22 protein-coding genes are annotated in these 20070 nt (G+C 67.9%); 17 read left to right on the top strand and 5 right to left on the bottom strand.

Annotated elements, in window-relative coordinates; genetic code table 11:
• Positions 1 to 23 precede the first annotated feature (23 nt).
• Positions 24 to 116, bottom strand: coding sequence for an Ms4527A family Cys-rich leader peptide (locus NFL01S_RS37650; RefSeq protein WP_357054283.1), 93 nt, complete (start codon positions 114 to 116; stop codon positions 24 to 26).
• A 188-nt stretch (positions 117 to 304) separates the two neighbouring features.
• Here NFL01S_RS37650 and NFL01S_RS17650 point away from each other — a divergent pair, with 188 nt between their 5' ends.
• Both NFL01S_RS17650 and hemW read left to right on the top strand, forming a co-directional pair.
• On the top strand, positions 305 to 733 hold the full coding sequence (locus tag NFL01S_RS17650; protein WP_062976581.1) for an SgcJ/EcaC family oxidoreductase: 429 nt from the start codon (positions 305 to 307) through the stop codon (positions 731 to 733).
• 24 nt (positions 734 to 757) lie between these two features.
• Positions 758 to 1963 (top strand): radical SAM family heme chaperone HemW, encoded by a 1206-nt coding sequence (gene hemW, locus NFL01S_RS17645; RefSeq protein ID WP_084492794.1) that lies wholly within the window; start codon positions 758 to 760, stop codon positions 1961 to 1963.
• Between the two features lie 53 nt (positions 1964 to 2016).
• Here hemW and NFL01S_RS17640 read toward each other — a convergent pair whose 3' ends face one another.
• The 4 genes from NFL01S_RS17640 to NFL01S_RS17625 all read right to left on the bottom strand — a co-directional run bounded on the left by NFL01S_RS17640 (position 2017) and on the right by NFL01S_RS17625 (position 4741).
• Positions 2017 to 2652: a hypothetical protein gene (locus NFL01S_RS17640; protein ID WP_157116617.1), complete on the bottom strand. Its 636-nt coding sequence runs from the start codon at positions 2650 to 2652 to the stop codon at positions 2017 to 2019.
• A gap of 117 nt (positions 2653 to 2769) precedes the next feature.
• Positions 2770 to 3654 carry a hypothetical protein gene (locus NFL01S_RS17635; RefSeq protein ID WP_062976572.1) on the bottom strand — a complete coding sequence of 295 codons (885 nt, stop codon included), beginning with the start codon at positions 3652 to 3654 and terminating at the stop codon, positions 2770 to 2772.
• On the bottom strand, positions 3655 to 4005 hold the full coding sequence (locus NFL01S_RS17630; RefSeq protein WP_062976570.1) for a type VII secretion target: 351 nt from the start codon (positions 4003 to 4005) through the stop codon (positions 3655 to 3657).
• Positions 4006 to 4015: 10 nt separating this feature from the next.
• Positions 4016 to 4741, bottom strand: coding sequence for a YbaB/EbfC family nucleoid-associated protein (locus NFL01S_RS17625; protein WP_169812142.1), 726 nt, complete (start codon positions 4739 to 4741; stop codon positions 4016 to 4018).
• 197 nt (positions 4742 to 4938) lie between these two features.
• On the opposite strand from NFL01S_RS17625, the gene hrcA reads away from it, so the two are divergent.
• From hrcA to recO, 15 genes are all read left to right on the top strand, one after another.
• Complete coding sequence (hrcA, locus tag NFL01S_RS17620; protein ID WP_062976567.1) at positions 4939 to 5970, top strand: heat-inducible transcriptional repressor HrcA; 1032 nt, start codon at positions 4939 to 4941, stop codon at positions 5968 to 5970.
• A 346-nt stretch (positions 5971 to 6316) separates the two neighbouring features.
• Complete coding sequence (dnaJ, locus tag NFL01S_RS17615; protein WP_062976566.1) at positions 6317 to 7474, top strand: molecular chaperone DnaJ; 1158 nt, start codon at positions 6317 to 6319, stop codon at positions 7472 to 7474.
• Between the two features lie 4 nt (positions 7475 to 7478).
• Positions 7479 to 8222, top strand: coding sequence for a 16S rRNA (uracil(1498)-N(3))-methyltransferase (locus tag NFL01S_RS17610; protein WP_062976565.1), 744 nt, complete (start codon positions 7479 to 7481; stop codon positions 8220 to 8222).
• Between the two features lie 191 nt (positions 8223 to 8413).
• A complete protein-coding gene (locus NFL01S_RS17605) occupies positions 8414 to 9496 on the top strand; it encodes a PhoH family protein (protein ID WP_062976699.1) in 1083 nt (360 codons plus the stop codon).
• 126 nt (positions 9497 to 9622) lie between these two features.
• Positions 9623 to 10192: an rRNA maturation RNase YbeY gene (ybeY, locus tag NFL01S_RS17600; protein WP_062976564.1), complete on the top strand. Its 570-nt coding sequence runs from the start codon at positions 9623 to 9625 to the stop codon at positions 10190 to 10192.
• 5 nt (positions 10193 to 10197) lie between these two features.
• Positions 10198 to 11520 (top strand): hemolysin family protein, encoded by a 1323-nt coding sequence (locus tag NFL01S_RS17595; RefSeq protein WP_062976697.1) that lies wholly within the window; start codon positions 10198 to 10200, stop codon positions 11518 to 11520.
• Positions 11513 to 11863, top strand: a complete 351-nt coding sequence (locus NFL01S_RS17590) for a cytidine deaminase-like protein (protein ID WP_062976563.1) — start codon at positions 11513 to 11515, stop codon at positions 11861 to 11863. Before NFL01S_RS17595 ends, NFL01S_RS17590 begins: the two co-directional genes overlap by 8 nt.
• Positions 11856 to 12770 (top strand): GTPase Era, encoded by a 915-nt coding sequence (era, locus tag NFL01S_RS17585; protein WP_062976562.1) that lies wholly within the window; start codon positions 11856 to 11858, stop codon positions 12768 to 12770. The genes NFL01S_RS17590 and era overlap by 8 nt, the downstream gene beginning before the upstream one ends.
• Before the next feature lie 316 nt (positions 12771 to 13086).
• A complete protein-coding gene (locus NFL01S_RS34565) occupies positions 13087 to 14583 on the top strand; it encodes a sensor histidine kinase (RefSeq protein WP_245670743.1) in 1497 nt (498 codons plus the stop codon).
• Positions 14583 to 15002, top strand: coding sequence for a roadblock/LC7 domain-containing protein (locus NFL01S_RS17575; RefSeq protein ID WP_210744730.1), 420 nt, complete (start codon positions 14583 to 14585; stop codon positions 15000 to 15002). The genes NFL01S_RS34565 and NFL01S_RS17575 overlap by 1 nt, the downstream gene beginning before the upstream one ends.
• Complete coding sequence (locus NFL01S_RS17570) at positions 14999 to 15358, top strand: DUF742 domain-containing protein (RefSeq protein ID WP_062976561.1); 360 nt, start codon at positions 14999 to 15001, stop codon at positions 15356 to 15358. The genes NFL01S_RS17575 and NFL01S_RS17570 overlap by 4 nt, the downstream gene beginning before the upstream one ends.
• Entirely contained in the window at positions 15339 to 15962 is a 624-nt protein-coding gene (locus NFL01S_RS17565) for a GTP-binding protein (protein ID WP_062976559.1), read from the top strand. The genes NFL01S_RS17570 and NFL01S_RS17565 overlap by 20 nt, the downstream gene beginning before the upstream one ends.
• Positions 15959 to 17242, top strand: a complete 1284-nt coding sequence (locus NFL01S_RS17560; protein WP_062976558.1) for a cytochrome P450 family protein — start codon at positions 15959 to 15961, stop codon at positions 17240 to 17242. The genes NFL01S_RS17565 and NFL01S_RS17560 overlap by 4 nt, the downstream gene beginning before the upstream one ends.
• Positions 17239 to 18474 (top strand): cytochrome P450 family protein, encoded by a 1236-nt coding sequence (locus NFL01S_RS17555; protein WP_062976554.1) that lies wholly within the window; start codon positions 17239 to 17241, stop codon positions 18472 to 18474. Before NFL01S_RS17560 ends, NFL01S_RS17555 begins: the two co-directional genes overlap by 4 nt.
• A gap of 458 nt (positions 18475 to 18932) precedes the next feature.
• Complete coding sequence (gene recO, locus NFL01S_RS17550; RefSeq protein ID WP_062976550.1) at positions 18933 to 19706, top strand: DNA repair protein RecO; 774 nt, start codon at positions 18933 to 18935, stop codon at positions 19704 to 19706.
• The last annotated feature ends 364 nt before the right edge of the window (positions 19707 to 20070 follow it).

Below are 20070 nucleotides of genomic sequence, written 5' to 3'. Positions count from 1 at the left end.
AACCGGGACTGGGCGCAGCTGAGCTACCGGGCGGAGCCGGGCAGACAACAGGCGCTGCAGACGCGCTTGTAGTCGACGTGGCGACGGGCCACAAGTCGAACTCCGGATGCGCGCATGCGACCCATTGTGCCATGCCGTCACGCGTATTCCGACCGCCCTACCAGTATTTCCCGTGATGTCCCGGGGAATCCCCTGGTTCCGGCCGGTTATATGTGACGGTCGTCATATTTTCTTGACGGGGTCGGGGATCCGGCAGGAAAGGAAGGGTTGACCTCGAGGTAACTCGAGGTTGCCGGCTGACGGTATGAGTACCGAAACAGGCGGGTCGGCCTACGCACCGGCCGATACCGATACCGAGATCGCAGCGATCCACGCTGTGGTCGGCGCCGTTGCGCAGGCGCAGGCAAGCGAGGACGTCGACCGGTTCGCCGCATTGTTCCGTGCGGACGCCCTGTGGACCACCGGCCACGGTAAGCGGCTGTACGGACAGCCCGCGATCGCGGAGTTCACAGCTCGGGTACTGCCGGGTTCCGCCTTGAAAGACCGGGTCACCTACGCCGTCGAGCACATCCTGTTCCTCCGGCCCGATGTGGCGACGGTCAAGGTGCGGCAGCGGTACTACACCGACGACGGCGACCTGGACAGCGAAGGCGCCCCGCTGTACGTGATGACCGAGGAGAACGGGCGCTGGATGCTCACCGCCAACCAGAACACCCCGGTTATCGCAGGCTGAGCCGCGGCCCGGCACACTGGAACGATGACTTCGCCCGCCACCGCGACCCCGCACAGCGACACCGCCCCGGTGCTGCGCGATTTCGGCGGCGGGCCGTTCGGCATCTACGTCCACGTGCCGTTCTGCGCGACCCGCTGCGGATACTGCGATTTCAACACCTACACCGCCGGTGAACTGGGCACCTCCGCCTCGCCGGAATCGTGGGCGGTCGCGCTGCGCCGGGAACTCGCGGCCGCCGCCGGGCAGTTCGCGCAGCTACCCAGCGCCACGCCGCCGGTCACCACCGTCTTCGTCGGCGGCGGCACACCGTCGCTGCTCGGCGCGGACGGACTGGCCGGCATTCTCGACGCGGTCCGGTCCGAATTCGACCTGGCCCCGGGTGCGGAGGTGACCACCGAGTCGAACCCGGAATCCACGTCCCCCGAATTCTTCGACCGCATACGGGCTGCCGGGTTCACCCGCGTCTCGCTGGGGATGCAGTCGGCGGCCTCGCATGTCCTGGCGGTCCTGGACCGCACGCACACTCCCGGGCGCGCGGTGGCCGCCGCCCGGGAGGCGCGGGCCGCCGGGTTCGACCACATCAATCTCGACCTGATCTACGGCACCCCGGGCGAACGCGACATCGATCTCGACGCCAGCCTCGACGCCGTACTGGACGCGGGTGTGGACCACGTATCGGCGTACTCGCTCATCGTCGAAGACGGCACCGCACTGGCCCGCCGGGTACGCCGCGGCGAACTCCCCGCACCCGACGACGACGTCCTCGCCGCCCGCTACGAACGTATCGACGCCCGCCTCGCCGCCGCCGGTCTCGCCTGGTACGAGGTCTCGAACTGGGCGGCCGGCGACGCCGCCCGCTGCCGCCACAACCTCGGCTACTGGGACGGCGGTGACTGGCTGGGCGCGGGTCCCGGGGCGCACAGCCACGTCGGGGGAGTCCGCTGGTGGAACGTGAAGCACCCGGCCCGCTATGCCGACCGCACTGTCACAGGCGGTCTACCAGCCGCGGGCTGGGAAGCCCCCACGGCCGAGGACCGCTACTTGGAGCGGGTCATGCTCGCCCTACGCCTGCGGACGGGCCTGCCGCTATCCGATCTCGATTCCTCGGGCGTACGCGCCGCGCGAGAGGTCGCCGCAGACGGTTTGGCGTCGATACGTGACGACCGCCTCGTCCTGACCGACCGTGGCCGCCTACTGGCAGACGGCGTGGTCCTGCAGCTGCTCGGCTGAGGTACTTGCGGACCGCCACTCGGTGTGCTGATCGCCGGCCGGCGATCGAGCAGTTATCCGAAGAGCGCCGAGTACAGAATCCCTCCCGCGATGGCGGCGAACAGTACACCGATCATGCATTGGATCACCAGGTAGAAACGGCGACCGGGAAAATGTTCCCGCGGTTGCGGACCGAGCGCGCCGGCGAAAATCTTCGACAACGGTGACTGATAGTGCGTGCGGGTCAGGTGTCGGTCGCGCACCGGGATCATGGCGTCCGCGAACCCCAGTTCCATCCACGGCGCTCCGATAACCAGGCGCATTTGCGCCCACGCCGACGGGTAGGTGCTGATCCGGACGTGATGGAGCCCCGGTGCGACGGGAATGAAATTCGCACCCCACGATGTGTCCGGGATTCGCTGCCCGTCCACCGTGATCCGCGGTTTGCAGGCCAGATAAGCGTACGGCAGAAACGTCCACCGGTAGAACGCTGCGTGGACGACGATGCCGGTCTCGCCGGTCTCCGGAACATACTCGGGCATAGGCGATTCCGGGTCATGACGGTACGGCAGGATGAAATCGGGCGGCAGCATGGTGCCGTGATAGGGCTGTCCGGGCGTGACCGGGCGGGGCACCGGCGCCCCAGGGAAGGAATGCTGCCTCGGCGGCGGAGCAAGCGGTGGCCGGTGCCGGTCTGCTGGGTTGTCCATGAGGTTCCTGTATCCGGGAGTTGCCGAAGGAGTCGGCCGAAGGGCGTCGATGCCGCCCCTCTCGCGTCCGTGCTGGGGGATGTGCCGGGGGCAGCGATGGCCGCGGACGTCCGGGCGTTACGCGGGAGCCCCTTCGGGCGCGAGCAAAGTCTCGAGAACAGAGGTGAGGGCTTCCTTGTAGGGACCCATATCTTTCAGGACGTCGAGCATCTCGGTGATCAACGTGGAGACTTTGACCGTCTCCGCGGCGATGCGGGTGGTCGCCTGAGCGGTCACCACCGGTGCCGCCATGCCGCCGGAGAGTGCCAGCTCGATGGTCCAGCTGAAGAGTGCACCGTACAGCGCGGTGAGAATGTTCTGCACCAGTGTTCGCACCGCATCGACGATTTTCGCGGTCTTCTCCATGATGGTCGCCAGCGCGGCAGCCGCACCGCCTGCCGCGCCGATCTGATCGAGCAGGGTCGTCGCGTAATTGCGGTAGGCGATCGCGGTGTGCCCCGACCAGGTCGCGATTTCGGTGTCGACAGCGGTCTGCCAGTCGCCACGGATCGCCGTGAGTTCTTTCGCGATCTCCGTCCAGGTGCCCGCGTACGCTTCGACCATATCCGGGTTGCCCATGAGCGAATCGAATGCCTTGCGCAGTGGTTCGACATGTTCGAGCATCCACGAAGCGATCTGGGTGCCGACGAAAGCCAATGGGTCGGTGCCGATTTCGGCGGCCGTCGCGCCGACCCCGATCGCCCCCAGGGCCGAGTCCAGATAGGCGTCCTTGTTGAGATCCGAGACGACTTTCCACGCGTCGTAGGCGATGGTGCCCTCGAGAATTCCCCAGGGCCCTTCCTCGCCGGCCAAGCCGACGTTGTGGTGGAGGAAGGCGTCTTCCTGGAAGTATTCTTCGCGGTAGTTCGTACCGTCGGCGATCAGTTCGTTGCCCTCCGGGGGCGCTTCGTCGTCGAACCCCGGCGTATGCGCGTTGAGCCATTCCCCGATCTCGGTGGCCATCTAGAGTCCCCCCTTCGAATCTTCGATCGCTGTCTGCAACCCCTCGAGTGTTTGCGCGAAGGTGCCGTCGGTGCCCTCGAACGAGTCCGCATCGGCGTTCAATTTCCCGGGAACCCCGGCGGCCTTCTCGGCCACCTTGCGGATCGCCGCCACGGTCGAGGCGTGGTTATCGGAAAGAATCCAATCGACGATCGGACGCGGGATGGCACCGTAGGCGTCATCGGCGGCGGCGATATAGCTCGCGGCTTCCAGGGCAGCGGTCGTCCGCGCCATCAGGCCCTGCACGCTGGTCGCATGCTTGCGCAGGCTTTCCGGGTCGACCTGCAAGGGGGGCGCTGCTTCGTTCGTCATCGTCGGCCCCTCAGACCAGCCAGGACTTGTTCCGGTAGTACTCGCCTTCTTCGTCCTCGACATCGGGGATCAGTGATGTCGGAGTCGCGGGCGGCGGAGGAGGTGGTTGGTTGCGGCCCGGAGCCGGCGGTGGGGGTGGCGGGGGCGCCGGCGCGGGGTATGTCGGCTCGGGCCGGGTACGTGCCGGGACCGGAGTCGCCGGCCGGTTCGACTGCGGTTCGTTCCAGATGGGGTCAGGATGTGCCGGCCGGTTCCAGGAGGATGCCGGATTCGGCTGGTCCGACCATATCGGTGCCGGCGCCGCGGGCCCGGGCTGCGGCGACGTGCGCTGCGAAACCGATGGCGCCGGATGGGGAAGTCCCGGGGCGGTTGCGGGGTCGGCGAGGTGGCCGGCGAACTGCTCGATGATGGTCGCGCCGATCGGGTCGTCGCCGACCACCTCGTGGACCGTCGCCGTCACTTCGCGGCCCAGTGCGGCACGGGCACGCGATAGGCAGGCCATCACCTCGGTGGACAGTGCGACCGGGCTTCTGCGCCGGATCCCGTCGGTGAAGCGGATATCGGTCGGCACACCGTTGCTGTCGACGGTGACCCGGACACTGTTGTCGCCGGAGGTCTCGGTCACCGACAGTTGGGTGAGCCGGCTCTGGAGTACTTGGAACCGCTGGGCCTTCTGCTGCATCTGCTCGGCCCACTGGGCCAGGCCGGCGGCTGTCGCCAATGGGTCGTCCGACACCGAAATCCCCCCCTGGGTACTGGATTCTGCTGTGTTCACGGGGACGTTAGCACGGTCTTTCGGCGGCTGTGCCCGGGTGGAGGACCGCTGCGGACTTAGACTGGGTGGTGAGCCCGGGCGTCCGAGCTGGGTTCGAAGGAAGACGGTGCGCCGCCGGCCGGTAGCGACGGCGTACAGCACAGCGAGGAGGTGGGTCGATGTCGAGCACCGAGGATCGGCGCTTCGAGGTCCTGCGGGCGATTGTCGCCGACTACGTCGCCACCAAGGAGCCCATCGGCTCGAAGACCCTGGTCGACCGGCACAACCTGGGTGTTTCCAGTGCAACCGTCCGCAACGATATGGCCGTTCTGGAAGCCGAGGGGTATATCGCCCAGCCGCACACCAGCTCGGGGCGGATACCCACCGACAAGGGATACCGGCAGTTCGTGGACCGTATCGCCGATGTGAAACCGCTGTCGGCCGCGGAACGCAAGGCGATCATGCAGTTCCTGGAATCGGGGGTCGATCTCGACGATGTGCTGCGCCGCGGGGTCCGGCTGCTGGCCCAGCTCACCCGTCAGGTTGCTGTCGTCCAGTATCCGACGGTATCCGCGTCGACGGTGCGCCACCTCGAGGTGGTGGCGCTGAATCCGGCACGGTTGCTGCTGGTGGTGATCACCGATACCGGCCGGGTCGATCAGCGCATCGTGGAACTGGGCACCGTCGTCGACGACGAGGACCTGGCCGCGCTGCGCGGCATGCTGGGTGCGGCCATGGACGGTAAACGCCTCGCCGCTGCCTCCGCCGCGGTGGCCGAACTGCCGGAACAGGCGCCGCCGCAGCTGCGGGATGTGCTGATCAAGGTGTCGACGGTGCTGGTGGAAACCCTGGTCGAGCATCCCGAGGAGCGGCTCGTGCTCGGCGGCACCGCCAACCTCACCCGCAACGCCGGCGATTTCGGACTGCACGGTTCGCTGCGTACCGTGCTGGAAGCGCTCGAGGAGCAGGTCGTGGTGCTCAAACTGCTGGCCGCCGCCCAGCAGCCCGGGACGGTGACGGTGCGGATCGGTGAGGAAACCCAGGTCGAGGAGATGCGGGGAACCTCGGTCGTCACCACCGGCTACGGCGCCGCGGGCGCGGTCCTGGGCGGTATGGGTGTGCTCGGCCCCACCCGGATGGACTACCCGGGAACGATCGCCTCCGTCGCGGCCGTCGCCCGCTACATCGGCGAGGTCCTCGCCGAACGGTGAGGCCGAAGATCGGCCCCGGAACTCCAACGTAACAACGGGCCGTGCCCCGCCGCGTGAGGCCTCGCGCGGACCGATACGAACCCCGACGTAACCAAGGGTGGTGCCGAGTTCAGCGAGGCCCTGCAAGGTTCTGGACCGAGGGGGGCCAAAACCCGCGGCGCCGCAAAACAAAACACAGCGCGCCGGAGGCGCGCCACCGGGCACTGTTACGCTCGGATATTCAGACGGCTAAAGTTGAGTCGACCCGACTTAGATCACGGCCGGGCGGCTACATCCGACAGGAGTCATGCGGCCGGCCGGATGAGGCCGGGGCCGTGGACAGCGACCAAGGACTAAGAGAACTCAAGTGGCACGGGATTACTACGGACTGCTCGGTGTCGGCAAGGACGCCTCCGACCAAGAGCTCAAACGCGCGTACCGGAAACTGGCTCGCGAACTGCATCCCGACGTGAACCCCGACGAGGCCGCGCAGGCCCGGTTCAAAGAGGTCTCCGCGGCGTACGAGGTGCTGACGGATCCGGAGAAACGCCGCATCGTCGATATGGGCGGCGATCCGCTGGATGCGGGCGGCGGCGCCGGTGGTTTCAGCGGCGCCGGTTTCGGCGGGCTGGGTGATGTGTTCGAGGCCTTCTTCGGCGGGATGAGCGGTGGCGCCGGGGGCGGCGCGCGCAAGGCCCGGGGGCGGGTGCAGCCCGGCGCCGATTCGCTCGTGCGCACCCGGCTCAGCCTGGCCGAATGCGCGGTCGGGGTGACCAAGCACCTCACCGTCGACACCGCCGTCCTCTGTGACCTCTGCAAGGGAGCGGGCACCAACGGCAACTCCAAGCCGGTGCGCTGCGAGACCTGCGGTGGTGCCGGTGAGGTGCAGTCGGTGCAGCGTTCTTTCCTCGGCCAGGTACTCACCTCGCGTCCCTGCCCGACCTGCCGCGGCGCCGGGGAAACCATCCCCGACCCCTGCCACAAATGTGGGGGCGACGGCCGGGTCCGGGCCCGCCGCGAGATCGCGGCCCCGATCCCGGCCGGTGTGGCCAACGGGATGCGGGTGCGGCTGGCCGCGCAGGGCGAAGTCGGTCCGGGCGGCGGTCACGCCGGGGATCTGTATGTCGAAATCGTGGAGCAACCGCACGATGTCTTCGTCCGCGACGGCGACGATCTGCACTGCACCGTCCGGGTCCCCATGGTGGACGCCGCCCTGGGCACCACCGTGGTGATCGACACCATTCTGGACGGCCCCACCGAGCTCACCATCGCTGCGGGGACTCAGCCGGGTGAGATCTCGGTGTTGCGCGGGCACGGTATGCCGCGGTTGCGGTCCAGCGCGCGGGGCGATCTGATGGCGCATCTGGATATCGTCGTGCCCACCAAACTGGACAGTAAGCAGACCGATCTGCTGCGCAAGTACAAGGGCCTGCGGGGCCGGGACAAGGCCGAGGTGATGTCGGCGCAGTCCGAGCACAACAGCGGTCTGTTCGCCCGGTTGCGCGCGTCCTTCAGCGGACGCTGACCCGATGGCCGCTCCGACCGTCTTCTATCTCGACGAGATCCCGGAGCCGGGCGGTATCGCGGTGCTGGACGGCCCGGAGGGCCGGCACGCCGCGACGGTGCGCCGGATCCGGGTCGGCGAGGCGATCAGCCTTTCCGACGGACGCGGTGTGGTCGCGGAGACCGAAGTTGTTGCCGCGCAGAAGAATCAGCTCGAACTCTTGGTGCGTGACCGGGGCCGTGCCGAACCGGCGTCCCCGGCGGTGACGGTGGTTCAGGCGCTGCCGAAATCCGAGCGCTCGGAATTGGCGGTCGAGTTGATGACCGAGGCCGGTGCCGATGTCGTCATCCCGTGGCAGGCTGCGCGCTGTGTCTCGAATTGGGAGGCCAAAGCCGACAAAGGCGTGGCGAAATGGCGGGTGGCGGCCAGGGGAGCGGCCCGGCAGTCGCGCCGCGCCTATATCCCCGAGGTAACCGCACTGCATCGCACCCCCGAGGTGGTCGACGCGGTGCGTGCGGCGGAAGCGCAGGGTGCGGTGGTCGCCGCACTGCACGAATCGGGGACCGGAAGCTTCACCGCGCTGCCGTGGGCCGCGGCGCCCGCGGTCATGCTGATCGTCGGCCCGGAGGGTGGCCTCGACGATGCGGAGTTGACGGCGCTGGCCGCCGCCGGTGCCGATGTGGTGCGGCTGGGGCCCACCGTGTTGCGCACCTCGACGGCGGCCGCGGTCGCGCTCGGTGCGCTCGGTGCACTCACGGCCCGCTGGTGAGGCCCGGATGAACTTCACGTAGCGCCGGTCGACCAGGGTGTGGGCACTCGTAATTCGGGTGGGACCTGTCGGGCCCTGGAGTTAGACTCGGGGCAGCGATACCGTTCGCGAGCAGAGCAAACAGCGCGCCTCACCGCGCCTGTCGAGACCGGAAAGCAGGCCATAGCCACTACGTGCGATCACAAGGCGATATCGGCGATCAGAATCCCTCCGCGGCCGACAATGGAGCCTCCGGGCCCGCGGCACGCACTGTCCGTTCCAGTATCGAACTCGCGCCGGAGTCGGTGTTTCCTTTCCTCGGTTCGGCCGATGCGAACCTGCGTGAGCTCGAGAACCTGTTGTCCGCCGATATCCATGTCCGCGGCAATCTCGTCACCCTCACCGGCCCGGCCGCCGAGGTGGCGCTGGCCGAACGGGTCGTCGAACAATTGGTGGCGCTGACCGGCCGTAACCGCGCCATCACCCCGGAAGCCGTGCGGCATACGGTGACAATGCTCACCGACGGCAGCGCCGAATCGCCGGCCGAGGTACTGAGCCTGGATATTCTGTCGCGGCGCGGGAAGACGATCCGCCCGAAGACGCTGAACCAGAAACGCTATGTCGATGCGATCGACGAGAACACGATCGTTTTCGGCATCGGGCCCGCCGGTACCGGCAAAACCTACCTTGCGATGGCGAAGGCCGTTCAGGCCTTGCAGTCCAAGCAGGTCAATCGCATCATCCTCACCCGCCCGGCCGTCGAGGCCGGGGAACGCCTGGGCTTTCTCCCGGGCACGCTGAACGAGAAGATCGACCCGTATCTGCGCCCGCTGTACGACGCCCTGCACGATATGATGGACCCGGAAGCCATCCCGAAGTTGATGGCCGCGGGGGTGATCGAGGTCGCACCTCTGGCGTACATGCGGGGTCGAACCTTGAACGATTCGTTCATCATTCTGGACGAGGCGCAGAACACGACCGCGGAGCAGATGAAAATGTTCCTGACGCGGCTCGGGTTCGGATCGAAGATCGTGGTGACAGGTGATGTCACGCAGGTGGACCTACCGCACGGTGCCAGGTCGGGGTTGCGGGCGGCCAGCGAGATCCTCACCCGGATCGACGATATTCATTTCGCCGAACTCACCAGCAGCGATGTGGTGCGGCACCGGCTGGTTTCCGACATCGTCGACGCCTACGAGAAGTTCGAGGCGGAAACGCGTCCGCCCGTCGGGCCGCCGCATATGTCCGGAAACCGGGCGCAACGGCGCGCGGCGGGCCGGGCAACGCGGCAGTAAGCGCTCCCGGCGGGCCCCCCTTCGGTGCGTGGTGGCGGCCGGCACCCGAATGTCATGCCGCCCTCGCACAGGTCGTGCGCGGGCGTCGGATAGGTGGCGGCCGAGGGTACCCATTAGGCTGACCAGGTGAGTATCGAGATCGCCAACGAGTCGGGTATGGACGTGCCCGAGGAAGACCTTGTCGGTGTCGCCCGCTTCGTGATCGGCCGGATGGACGTACACCCGGCGGCCGAACTGTCGATGGTGCTGGTCGATCTCGACACCATGGCCGACCTGCATATGCGCTGGATGGATCTACCGGGGCCCACCGACGTGATGTCGTTCCCGATGGACGAGCTCGAACCCGGCGGCCGTCCCGACAGCCCGGAGCCCGGACCCTCCATGCTCGGCGATATCGTGCTCTGTCCCGAGTTCGCCCTCGACCAGGCCGCCAAGGCCGGGCATTCACTCGATCACGAACTCGCCCTGCTCACCGTGCACGGGGTACTGCATCTGCTCGGTTACGACCATGCCGAACCGGCCGAGGAGAAGGAGATGTTCACCCTGCAGACCCAGCTGCTCGAGCAGTGGTACGAGCAGTTGCGCGAGGAACAACTCCGTGCCGAGCTGGCCGCGCGCGATGCCCGGCTGCTGGACAAAACGGGGTTCGTGGCACCGGAAGAGGGCCGATCGCGGCCGGGTGACGCACACGCGTGAACGAGATGATCCTCTTACTGCTCGCCGTGTTGCTCGCTGCGGTGGGCGGGGTCTTCGCCGCCGTGGATTCGGCGTTGAACACCTTGTCGGTGGCACGCCTCGACGATATGGCGCGTGGCGACCGGCCCGGGGCGGTGCGATTGAGCCGGATCGTGGACGACCGGCCGCGCTACGTGAACCTCATGGTGCTGTTGCGCATTCTGTGCGAGATCACCGCAACGGTACTGCTGGCCGCGGGGCTGACCCACTTCATGGACAGTGCCTGGGCGCTGCTGGTCACCGCCGTGGTGATGGTGCTGGTGTCCTACGTGGTGATCGGGGTGGGCCCGCGCACGCTGGGCCGCCAGCATGCGTATTCGATCGCCCTCACTGCGGGGCTGCCGCTGCAGTTCATCGGTGCGCTGCTGGGCCCGCTGAGCCGGCTGCTGATCCTGCTCGGTAATGCCATCACGCCCGGTAAAGGTTTCCGGAACGGGCCGTTCGCCTCCGAGATCGAACTCCGCGAAGTAGTCGATATGGCGCGCGAACGCGGGGTGGTCGCCGACGACGAGCGCCGGATGATCCAGTCGGTATTCGAACTCGGCGATACCACCGCCCGCGCGGTGATGGTGCCGCGCACCGAAATGGTGTGGATCGAAGCCGATAAATCGGTGGCGCAGGCGATGTCGCTGGCGGTGCGCAGCGGGCATTCCCGGATACCGGTGATCGGCGAGAACGTCGACGACATCCTCGGAGTGGTGTACCTGAAGGATCTGGTGCCCTACGCCGACCGCGGACGCAGTGTGCGGGTGCGTGAGGTCATGCGCGACGCGGTGTTCATGCCCGATTCCAAACCGCTCGACGATCTGCTCGACGAAATGCAGCGCCGACGCAACCATATGGCCCTGCTGGTGGACGAGTACGGCGGTATCGCCGGTCTGGTGAGCATCGAGGATGTGCTCGAAGAGATCGTGGGCGAGATCGCCGACGAGTACGACACCGACGAGACGCCGCCGATCGAAGAGCTGGAACCGGGACGCTACCGGGTCTCGGCGCGGTTGCCGGTCGCCGACCTGGGGGATTTGTACGGCCTGCCGATCGGTGAGGAAGAAGTGGATACCGTCGGCGGTTTGCTCGCGCACGAGCTGGGCCGGGTACCGCTGCCGGGCGCGGAGGTCGTCGCGCACGGGCTGGAATTGCGCGGTGAGGGTGGTGCGGACGCCCGAGGACGGGTCCGGGTGCACACCGTGGTGGTGTCCCGGGCGCCGGAGCAGACTACGGAAACCGATGCGGAGCCGGACCGGGACCGCCCGTCCGCCCGAAGTGACGAGGGAGCAGGCCATGACTGAACTGGATGCCGAGGACAACAAGCTGCTGGTGCTGGCGCGGGGGGCGCTGGGCCGTACGGGCGGTGCCGCGGGCGCGGCGATCCGCGATACCGACGGCCGCACCTATGCTGCCGGTGAGGTGGGATTGCAGGCGTTGCGGCTGACGGCGTTGCAGTCGGCGGTGGCCGCAGCGATCTCCAGCGGCGCGGAAGGTTTCGAGGCGGCCGTCGTGGTGGGCGGAAAGTTCGCCGACGCGGGGGTTTCGGCGGTGCGCGAGGTATCGGCGGGGGCGCGGATCATCTTCGCCGACACGTCGGGCGCGGTTTTCGATATCGCCGAGGGTTACGAGGCCACCGATGCCTGAATCCGGTGAGCGGGAGTTCCGGTCCGGTTTCGTCTGTTTTGTCGGCCGCCCGAATACGGGTAAATCGACGCTGACCAATGCGCTGGTGGGAGCGAAGATCGCGATCACCAGCTCGCGGCCGCAGACCACCCGCCACACCATCCGCGGGATCGTGCACCGGGAGCACACCCAGTTGATCCTGGTGGACACCCCGGGTCTGCACCGGCCTCGCACCCTGCTGGGCCAGCGGCTCAACGATCTTGTGCGCGATACCTATTCCGAGGTCGATGTGATCGCGCTGTGCATCCCGGCGGACGAGAAGATCGGCCCGGGTGACCGCTGGATCGTGCAGCAGGTACGGCAGATGGCGCCGAAGACCACCCTGCTCGGTGTGGTCACCAAGATCGACAAGGTCGGCCGGGAGCAGATCGCGAAACAACTGCTCGCGGTTTCCGGACTGCTCGGACCGGATTCCGATGTCATCCCGGTCTCGGCCGTCAAGGGGGAGCAGGTCGAGCTGCTGGTCGATCTGATCGCCTCGAAGATGCCGCCCGGGCCGGCGTTCTATCCCGACGGGGAACTCACCGACGAACCCGAGGAAACCCTGATGGCCGAGCTCATCCGGGAGGCCGCACTGGAGGGGGTGCGCGACGAACTGCCGCATTCGCTGGCGGTGGTGATCGAAGAGGTGCTGCCGCGCGAAGAACGCGAGGACATGCTCGATGTGCATGCGTTGCTGTATGTCGAGCGGTCGAGCCAGAAGGCGATCATCATCGGAAAGGGTGGTGCGCGCCTGAAAGAGGTCGGCACCAACGCCCGTGAACAGATCGAGCATATTCTCGGCACCCGTATCTACCTGCATCTGCATGTGAAGATCGCGAAGGACTGGCAGCGCGACCCCAAACAACTGGGCAAACTCGGCTTCTAGAGCGGACTCGGCCGGCTTCTTTCCGATACTGAGTGTTGGCTGAGGTTTGGCCTGCTCGGGTGGCGCCGGTTGGACTAGGCCGATATGCTTCGGCCCTGTACCCGAAATCATCGGAGCGAAACCATTTTTCATCCGACGATTCGGTAACGGGGCACGATGGGGTGCCGGATGCGGGCTCGGCGTGGAGTCGGCGGGACGTGGCGCGAGCGGGGGTACCCGACCTATGTACGAATCGGTGGTGGCGAGCGGTCCGGGTAGGCCTGGACCGGCGGACCGGCGGCAGTGGGTGGCTCCCGCCCTCACATTGGCGCTCTCGGTGACGATCGGTGTCGGACTGGTCGCCGCCGCCATGCTCTCGGTGGCCCCGCCCGACCGGATGCTCACGGCCGTATGGATTTCCGTCGCCGTCGTCGCGGCCTGCACCGCGGTCACCACCGCGGTGTACGTCCGGGGGTTGTTCCTGGCCGAACAGCAGCGCCGGGCGGAAACGGCGCAGCTGCTGGCCCGGGCGGAGGGCCGGGTCGCGGCCGCCGAACAGGCCGTAGCCGTGGAGAAGGAGGCCACCGCGGCCAGTGAGCGTCGCCGGTCGGCGGCCATCGCGGCGCTGGCGAACGCGTCCGGCCGGATGCAGGCGATGACCACCAGTATGCTGGCCGAACTGCAGGATCTGGAACATCGATACGCCGACCAGACCGTACTCGCCGATCTGCTGAGACTCGACCACGCCACCGCTCAGGCCGGTCGCCTCGCCGACAGTATCGCGATCCTCAGTGGTGCGCGTACCGGCCGGCGCTGGGCCAAACCGATTGTGCTGGAACGGGTGCTGCGCGCGGCCATCGGGCGGGTCGGCGGCTATCAACGCGTGCGGATGCGGGCCATCGCCGAGATCGCGATCGCCGGGCACGCGGCCGAGGGCGTTATCCACGCCCTGTCCGAACTGGTCGACAATGCCTGCCGGTTCTCGCCGCCCACCACCGAGGTGCATATCTACGCCGCGGAGATCCCGGCGGGCGTGGTGGTGACGATCGAGGACAGCGGACTGGTGATGAGCGAAACCTCGCTACGTCGCGCACAGATCACGGTGTCCGGAACCGAGGACGCGACCGAGGGCCTGTCGTCGCTCAACGGCACCCGGTTCGGGCTGGCGGTCGTCGGCCGGCTCGCCCGCAAACACGGACTCACCGTCAGCTACCGGCCGTCGGCCATCGGCGGCACCGCCGCGGTGGTGATGATCCCCCGCGACCTCACCGCCCGCATCGAACCACCGGCCACTCCGGCATTGCCCGCCGGGAATTCGATGGTGCAGCCGGGACTGCCCGCGGGCTCAGCCACCGGCTCGTTCGCAACGGTCCCGGATACCGGCTCCCGCTATCTGACCGCTCCCGCGCCCGTCGACGACGCTCCGGACACCGGCGCAAACCGCGGTACCGGTTATCCGGCGCAGTCCCCGTACACCTCGGGTCGCCATCAGGTCACGCAGTACACGTCGGGACAATTCCCGGCGCCGGTATCGCAGACCTCGGCGACCACCACAACGGTTCTGCCCAAACGGCGCCGAGGCAGCACCCTGGCCGCCGCCCACCCCGAAGGCCTGCCCGGCCGGTCCGATCCCGATCTCTTCGATCGTTGCGCACCGGAGGGCACCGCCGCGAAGCACCGATCGGCAGCTTCGGCCATGGGGGCCTTCCAACGCGCGGTCACCGGCCGGGCGGAAGAGAACTCCCAGCCTTTCGGCGGACCGATCGGGTCGCCCGGCAACGGCGCCGCGCGACCGGCGCGTCATGACACGACAACCGATTGGGAGAACGATTGATGACGATGACATCGGATCCGGCGCAACTGGATTGGCTGCTACAGCGGCTGCTGAGCGAAACCGCCGGTGCCCGGCACGCGGTTCTGCTCGCCGCCGACGGTATCCAGATGTGCCATACCGCCGGGTTGTCGACGGACCAGGCCGACCGGCTCGCCGCCATCGCCTCCGGTGTGCAGGCTCTGGCCGGCAGCGCCTCCGCGGAATTCGGCAACGGCCGCGGCGGAGTGCGGCAGTCGATGACCGAGTTCTACGGCGGAATCCTGTTCATCGTCGGCGCCGGTGCGGGCGCCCAGATCGCGGTCCTCGCCGACGACGATGCCGACGCCGGCCTGGTCGGCGCGCAGATGGCGGCGCTGATCGAACAGGTCGGGGAGTATCTGTCCGCACCGCCGCGAGGGAGTAGAGCGAGACTGCTGTGAACCGCCCCGGCCGCGATGACGAACCCGACCGTTTCTACACCCTCACCGGCGGACGTACCGCCCCCACCACCGAAGAATTCGATCCGGTCACCCTGGTGGTCAGTGAATGCGCGCCGGCACCGGCGATGCAGCGCGAACACGCGGCCATCCTGACCATGTGCCGGCAACCGACCGCGGTGGTGGAGATCGCCGCCGAACTGCGGCTGCCGATCGGCATCGCGACGGTTCTGGTCGCGGATCTGCTGCACCCCGGCAAGGTCACCGTGCGCCACCCCGAACTCGCCACGGGATCCTACGGCGACACATTCGATATCGACATGCTCGAGAAGGTGCTAGTTGGACTCCGTAGCCTTTGACGATCGCCCCACCCGTGCCCGTGCCCCGCTGGCCGGTTCGGTGCGGCACGGTCTGAAAGTCGTTGTCGTCGGCGGCTTCGGGGTGGGCAAGACGACAATGGTCCGCGCGGTGAGCGAGATCCAGCCGCTGGACACCGAGGCCGTGATGACCGATGCCGGGGTCGGTGTCGACGATCTGTCCGGGGTGACCGGCAAGTCCACCACCACGGTCGCTTTCGATTTCGGACGGATCAGCCTGTCCGACGAGTATGTGCTGTACGTGTTCGGCGCCCCGGGACAGGAACGGTTCTGGTTCCTGTGGGATCGGCTGTTCACCGGCGCGCTGGGCGCGGTGGTGCTGGTGGACCCGCGCCGGATCAGCGATTCCTGGTACGCCATCGACCGGCTCGAGTACCAGGGCACGCCGTTCGTGGTCGCGTGCAATTCGTTCGAGCCTGTCCCACCACCGCTGGACGAGGTCCGGGATGCCCTCGACCTGGATCCGCACGTTCCGCTGTTCGGCTGCGATGCGCGTTCGCCGGATTCCGGCAAACAGGTGCTGATCGGCCTGGTCGAGCACCTCATCGAGCGGCAGGCCCCGGCCGGAGTGGAGGTGCGGCCGTGACCGGTCTCGAGTACAACGCCGGCCTGCCCGCCGCGAGTTGCCCGTCGGCCTCACCCGGCTCGGTTCGCCTGGACGGTCCGGGTTTCCACACCGACCCCGCGCTGCTCTACACCCGGATGCGGTCCGGGCACGGCCCGGTGGTGGCGGTGGAACTCGTCGGCGGGATCCCCGCGTGGCTGGTGATCGGCTACCGGGAACTGCATCAGGTCACCACCGACGGTGTGTTGTTCCCGCGGGATTCGGCGCTGTGGAACCAGTGGCCGGCGATCCCACCGGATTGGCCGCTGCTGCCGATGGTGGGCCGCCCGCAACCGGGAATCTATTTCACCGCCGGCGCCGCACACGCCCGCCATGTGGCGCTGGTGGAACCCGCGCTGGAATCGGTGGATCCGTTCGCGCTGCGCAACGCCTGCGAAAAACTCGCCGACGGCCTCATCGACCGGTTCTGCGGTCGTGGACACGCGGATGTGATCACCGAATTCGCCGAACTGCTCCCGGTGCTGACCCTGGCGTGGATCCTGGGCGTACCCGAAGCCGACGGCCCCTATCTGGCGCAGACCATGCAGGTGTTGTGTGACGGCGGCCCCGAAGCCCCGGCCGCCTACCAGCGGTTCGTCGATTACATGCAGCAGTTGCTGGGACAGAAGAAACTACAGCCGGGCCAGGATCTGGTGTCCCGGATGCTCGCCGATCCCACGCCGTTCGCGGACGAAGAGTATGTGCTGAATATGCAGTCGGTCACCGCGGCCGCGCATCTGCCGACCGCCGACTGGATCGGCAATTCGATCCGCCTCATGCTGGTCGACGACCGGTTCGCCGCCGCGTTCGGAGCGGCCCGGCACAGTATCGGGCAGGCCATGACCGAAGTGCTCTGGGAAGATACGCCGACCCAGATACTGGCCGGTCGCTGGGTCGCACGCGATACCCGGCTCGGTGAGGCACTCGTGCGCCGCGGCGATATGCTGCTGCTCGGCCTGGCCGCTGCCAATTCCGATCCGCATATCCGCCAGTACACCGGCGAGGGCGCCGATCCAGCGCATTCCGGTAACGCCGCCCATTTCGCTTTCGGGCACGGCGAATACCGCTGCCCGTTCCCGGCCCAGCAGATCGCCGAGATCATCGCCCGCACCGCTATCGAGGTGCTGCTCGACCGGCTACCCGATCTGGATCTCGCGGTTCCCGCCGAGTCCCTGGTCCGCCGGCCGTCCCCGTTCCTGCGCGGGTTCACTTCTCTGCCCGTTCGTTTCACCCCTGTTCCCGCCGTTGGAGGTGGCTCGTGAGCCGGCAATGCCCGCATCCTGCGGCCCTGACCATCGACCCCATGGTCGCCGATCTCGCGGGGGAGACCCGCACCCTGTGCGAGGGTCCGGAGCTCACGAAGATCGACCTACTGGGTGCCCCGGCGTGGACCGTCACCCGGCACAACCTGGCGCGGCAGCTCCTCGGCGACACCCGTCTGGTCAAAGATCACACGCAGTGGAATCTGTGGCAGTCCGGCGCGGTGACCCGGGAATGGCCGCTGATCGGCATGATCGACGCGGGCCGTTCCATGTTCACCGTCGACGGTGCCGAACATCGCCGGCTGCGCATCAAAACCACCCGCGCGCTGGCGCCGCGCCGGCTGGGGGCACTGCGGCCGAAGATCGAACAGTTCACCGCCGAACTCCTCGACGATCTGGCGGCGGCCGGTGCCGGGGGCGTGGTGGATCTGAAGCAGGTTTTCGCCTATCCGCTGCCGATGCGGGTGATCAGTGAACTGATGGGCGTGCCGCGCACCGATCACACCTACCTGCTCGAGTCGTACAAGAAGTTCTTCTCGCTGCTCACCCCGCATGACGAGCGGATGCGGATCTATGGCGAACTCGACAACTACTACACCGGCCTGATCCGGGAGAAGACCGCGAACCCGGCGGACGATCTCACCTCCGATTTCCTCCACGATGTGGCCGCCGGCGAAACCCCGCTCGCCGAGGAAGAAGTACACGGCAACCTCAAGGCACTGGTGGCCGCCGGCCACGAGACCACCGTCAGCCTGATCGTCATGACCACCCGCGCCCTGCTCGGCCACCCGGAACAGCTGGCCGCGATACGGGCCGGGGAACGCACCTGGGAGGAAGCGATCGAGGAGACGCTGCGCTGGGACGGCCCCGTCATCCACCTGCTGATGCGTTTCGCCACCGAGGACATCACCGTCGGTGATCGCACCATCGAAAAAGGTGACGGTGTGGTCATGTCCTACCGCGCCATCGGCCGCGACCGCGGCCTGCACGGCGCCGACGCCGACACCTTCGATATCACCCGCCCCACCGCGAACCGCAATATCTCCTTCGGCTACGGCCCGCATATCTGCCCTGGCGCGGCACTGGCCCGGCTGGAGGCCGCCATCGCCCTGCCCGCCCTGTTCGACCGCTTCCCGAACCTGCGCGCCGATATCCCCCTCACCGAACACGGCAACCTCCCCGTGCTCACCCAGAACGATCCCGCGCCTTTCCCGGTCCATCTCGGAACCTAGAACCGGCGCCGAGCCACTCGGACGCCGAATTCCGGCGCGACTCTTCTGCGCAACATGCCGGGGCGGACCGGCCTACGCCGGTCCGCCGATGCGGGCGGCAGCGGGCCGGCATGCTGCGCACCGTGAGCACGTCATCCCGGCAGTCCGGAATGTTCCGGCCGGGGTGGGGGCGTTTTCAGCGCGGACGTTATCGCTTCCGGGGCCAGGCGACCAGCGGCCGTGCGGAGCCCAGCGAGCCTTTTGTATGGCCGGCCTCCGCCGGACCGAAACGGCCGGGGTGATCAGCGGGCACCCGAAGGCCGTCCCGTATTTCGCCCCGGCGGACACCTCCGGGCTTACCGGCACTTCGAAGCTGTGGCCGTCGCCGAACGTGCCGGTGCGCCGAAAACGCAGACCGGCTCCGCGTCGAACGCAGCCCGGATCCGTACCGCCGCCGGTGGCGCCAATAGACTGGGCCCGTGCAGTTGTACAGGGACCATGCGGTGGTGCTGCGCCAGCACAAGCTGGGCGAAGCCGATCGCATTGTTACGCTGCTGACCAGGCAATACGGGGTGGTGCGGGCGGTGGCGAAAGGCGTGCGCCGGACGAAGTCCAAGTTCGGTGCGCGGCTGGAACCGTTCGCCTACGTCGATATCCAGCTCTACCCCGGCCGCAACCTCGACACGGTGACCCAGGTACATACCGTGGAGGCTTTCGCGACCGCCATCGTCGCCGACTACGGTCGCTACACCACCGCCTGCGCCGTCCTGGAAACCGCCGAACGCCTGGCCGGGGAGGAACGCGCCCCCGTACCGCGGCTGCACACCCTCACCGCGGGCGCCCTGCGCGCGATCGCGGCCGGAGAACGCCCCCACGAACTCGTCCTCGACGCCTTCCTCCTGCGTGCCATGGACTACGCCGGCTGGGCCCCCGCCATCGACGAATGCGCCCGCTGCGCCACCCCCGGTCCGCATCGTGCATTCCATATCGGCGCGGGCGGCGCGGTCTGCGTGCATTGCCGGCCGGCCGGCGCCGCCACCCCGGCTCCCGCTGTCTTCGACCAACTGTTCGCGCTGCGTCACGGTCGCTGGGATCAGGTCGTGGATATTCCGGAATCGGCCCGTCGCCAGGCCAGCGGTCTTATCGCCGCCCACCTCCAATGGCATCTCGAACGCGAACTACGCACCCTTCCTCTTATCGAGCGTTCTGTCGGTGGCGCGGCCTCCGGCATCGCAGGGCCGGGACAGCACTGACGCTGAGCATGCGCCGGCCGCCGGTCGCGGTGTCCCGGCCTTCGCGGTCCGGGCCCGCATCCCGCAACACCAGCGGCTCGGCCGAATTGCCCGCGGGCCGGACCCGTGGAAATGCGGGTCGCGACGCCGGGGCCGAGTGGGTCGCGCACCGACTCGCCTGAAGGAGCGTCATGCAGTACCGCAGTGCCACCGGGCGGAAGCCCGGTCCGGGCCGGGCCCGAACTATTCGCCGAACCCATCGACTTCCTCGGTGAATTGTCGGCACTGCGGGGGCATCCGGATGTACTGGCGCCGCCGCTGGACACATTCGGGCGGTGCGGGCTCGGGCGCCGGCATGTCGCTGTGGGCGCACCGGCCCGCACGG

Source organism: Nocardia flavorosea NBRC 108225 (assembly GCF_001613385.1).
GTDB lineage: Bacteria > Actinomycetota > Actinomycetes > Mycobacteriales > Mycobacteriaceae > Nocardia > Nocardia flavorosea.
Note: the sequence above shows the minus strand (reverse complement) of the source record. Positions and strands in the feature narration are given on the sequence as shown.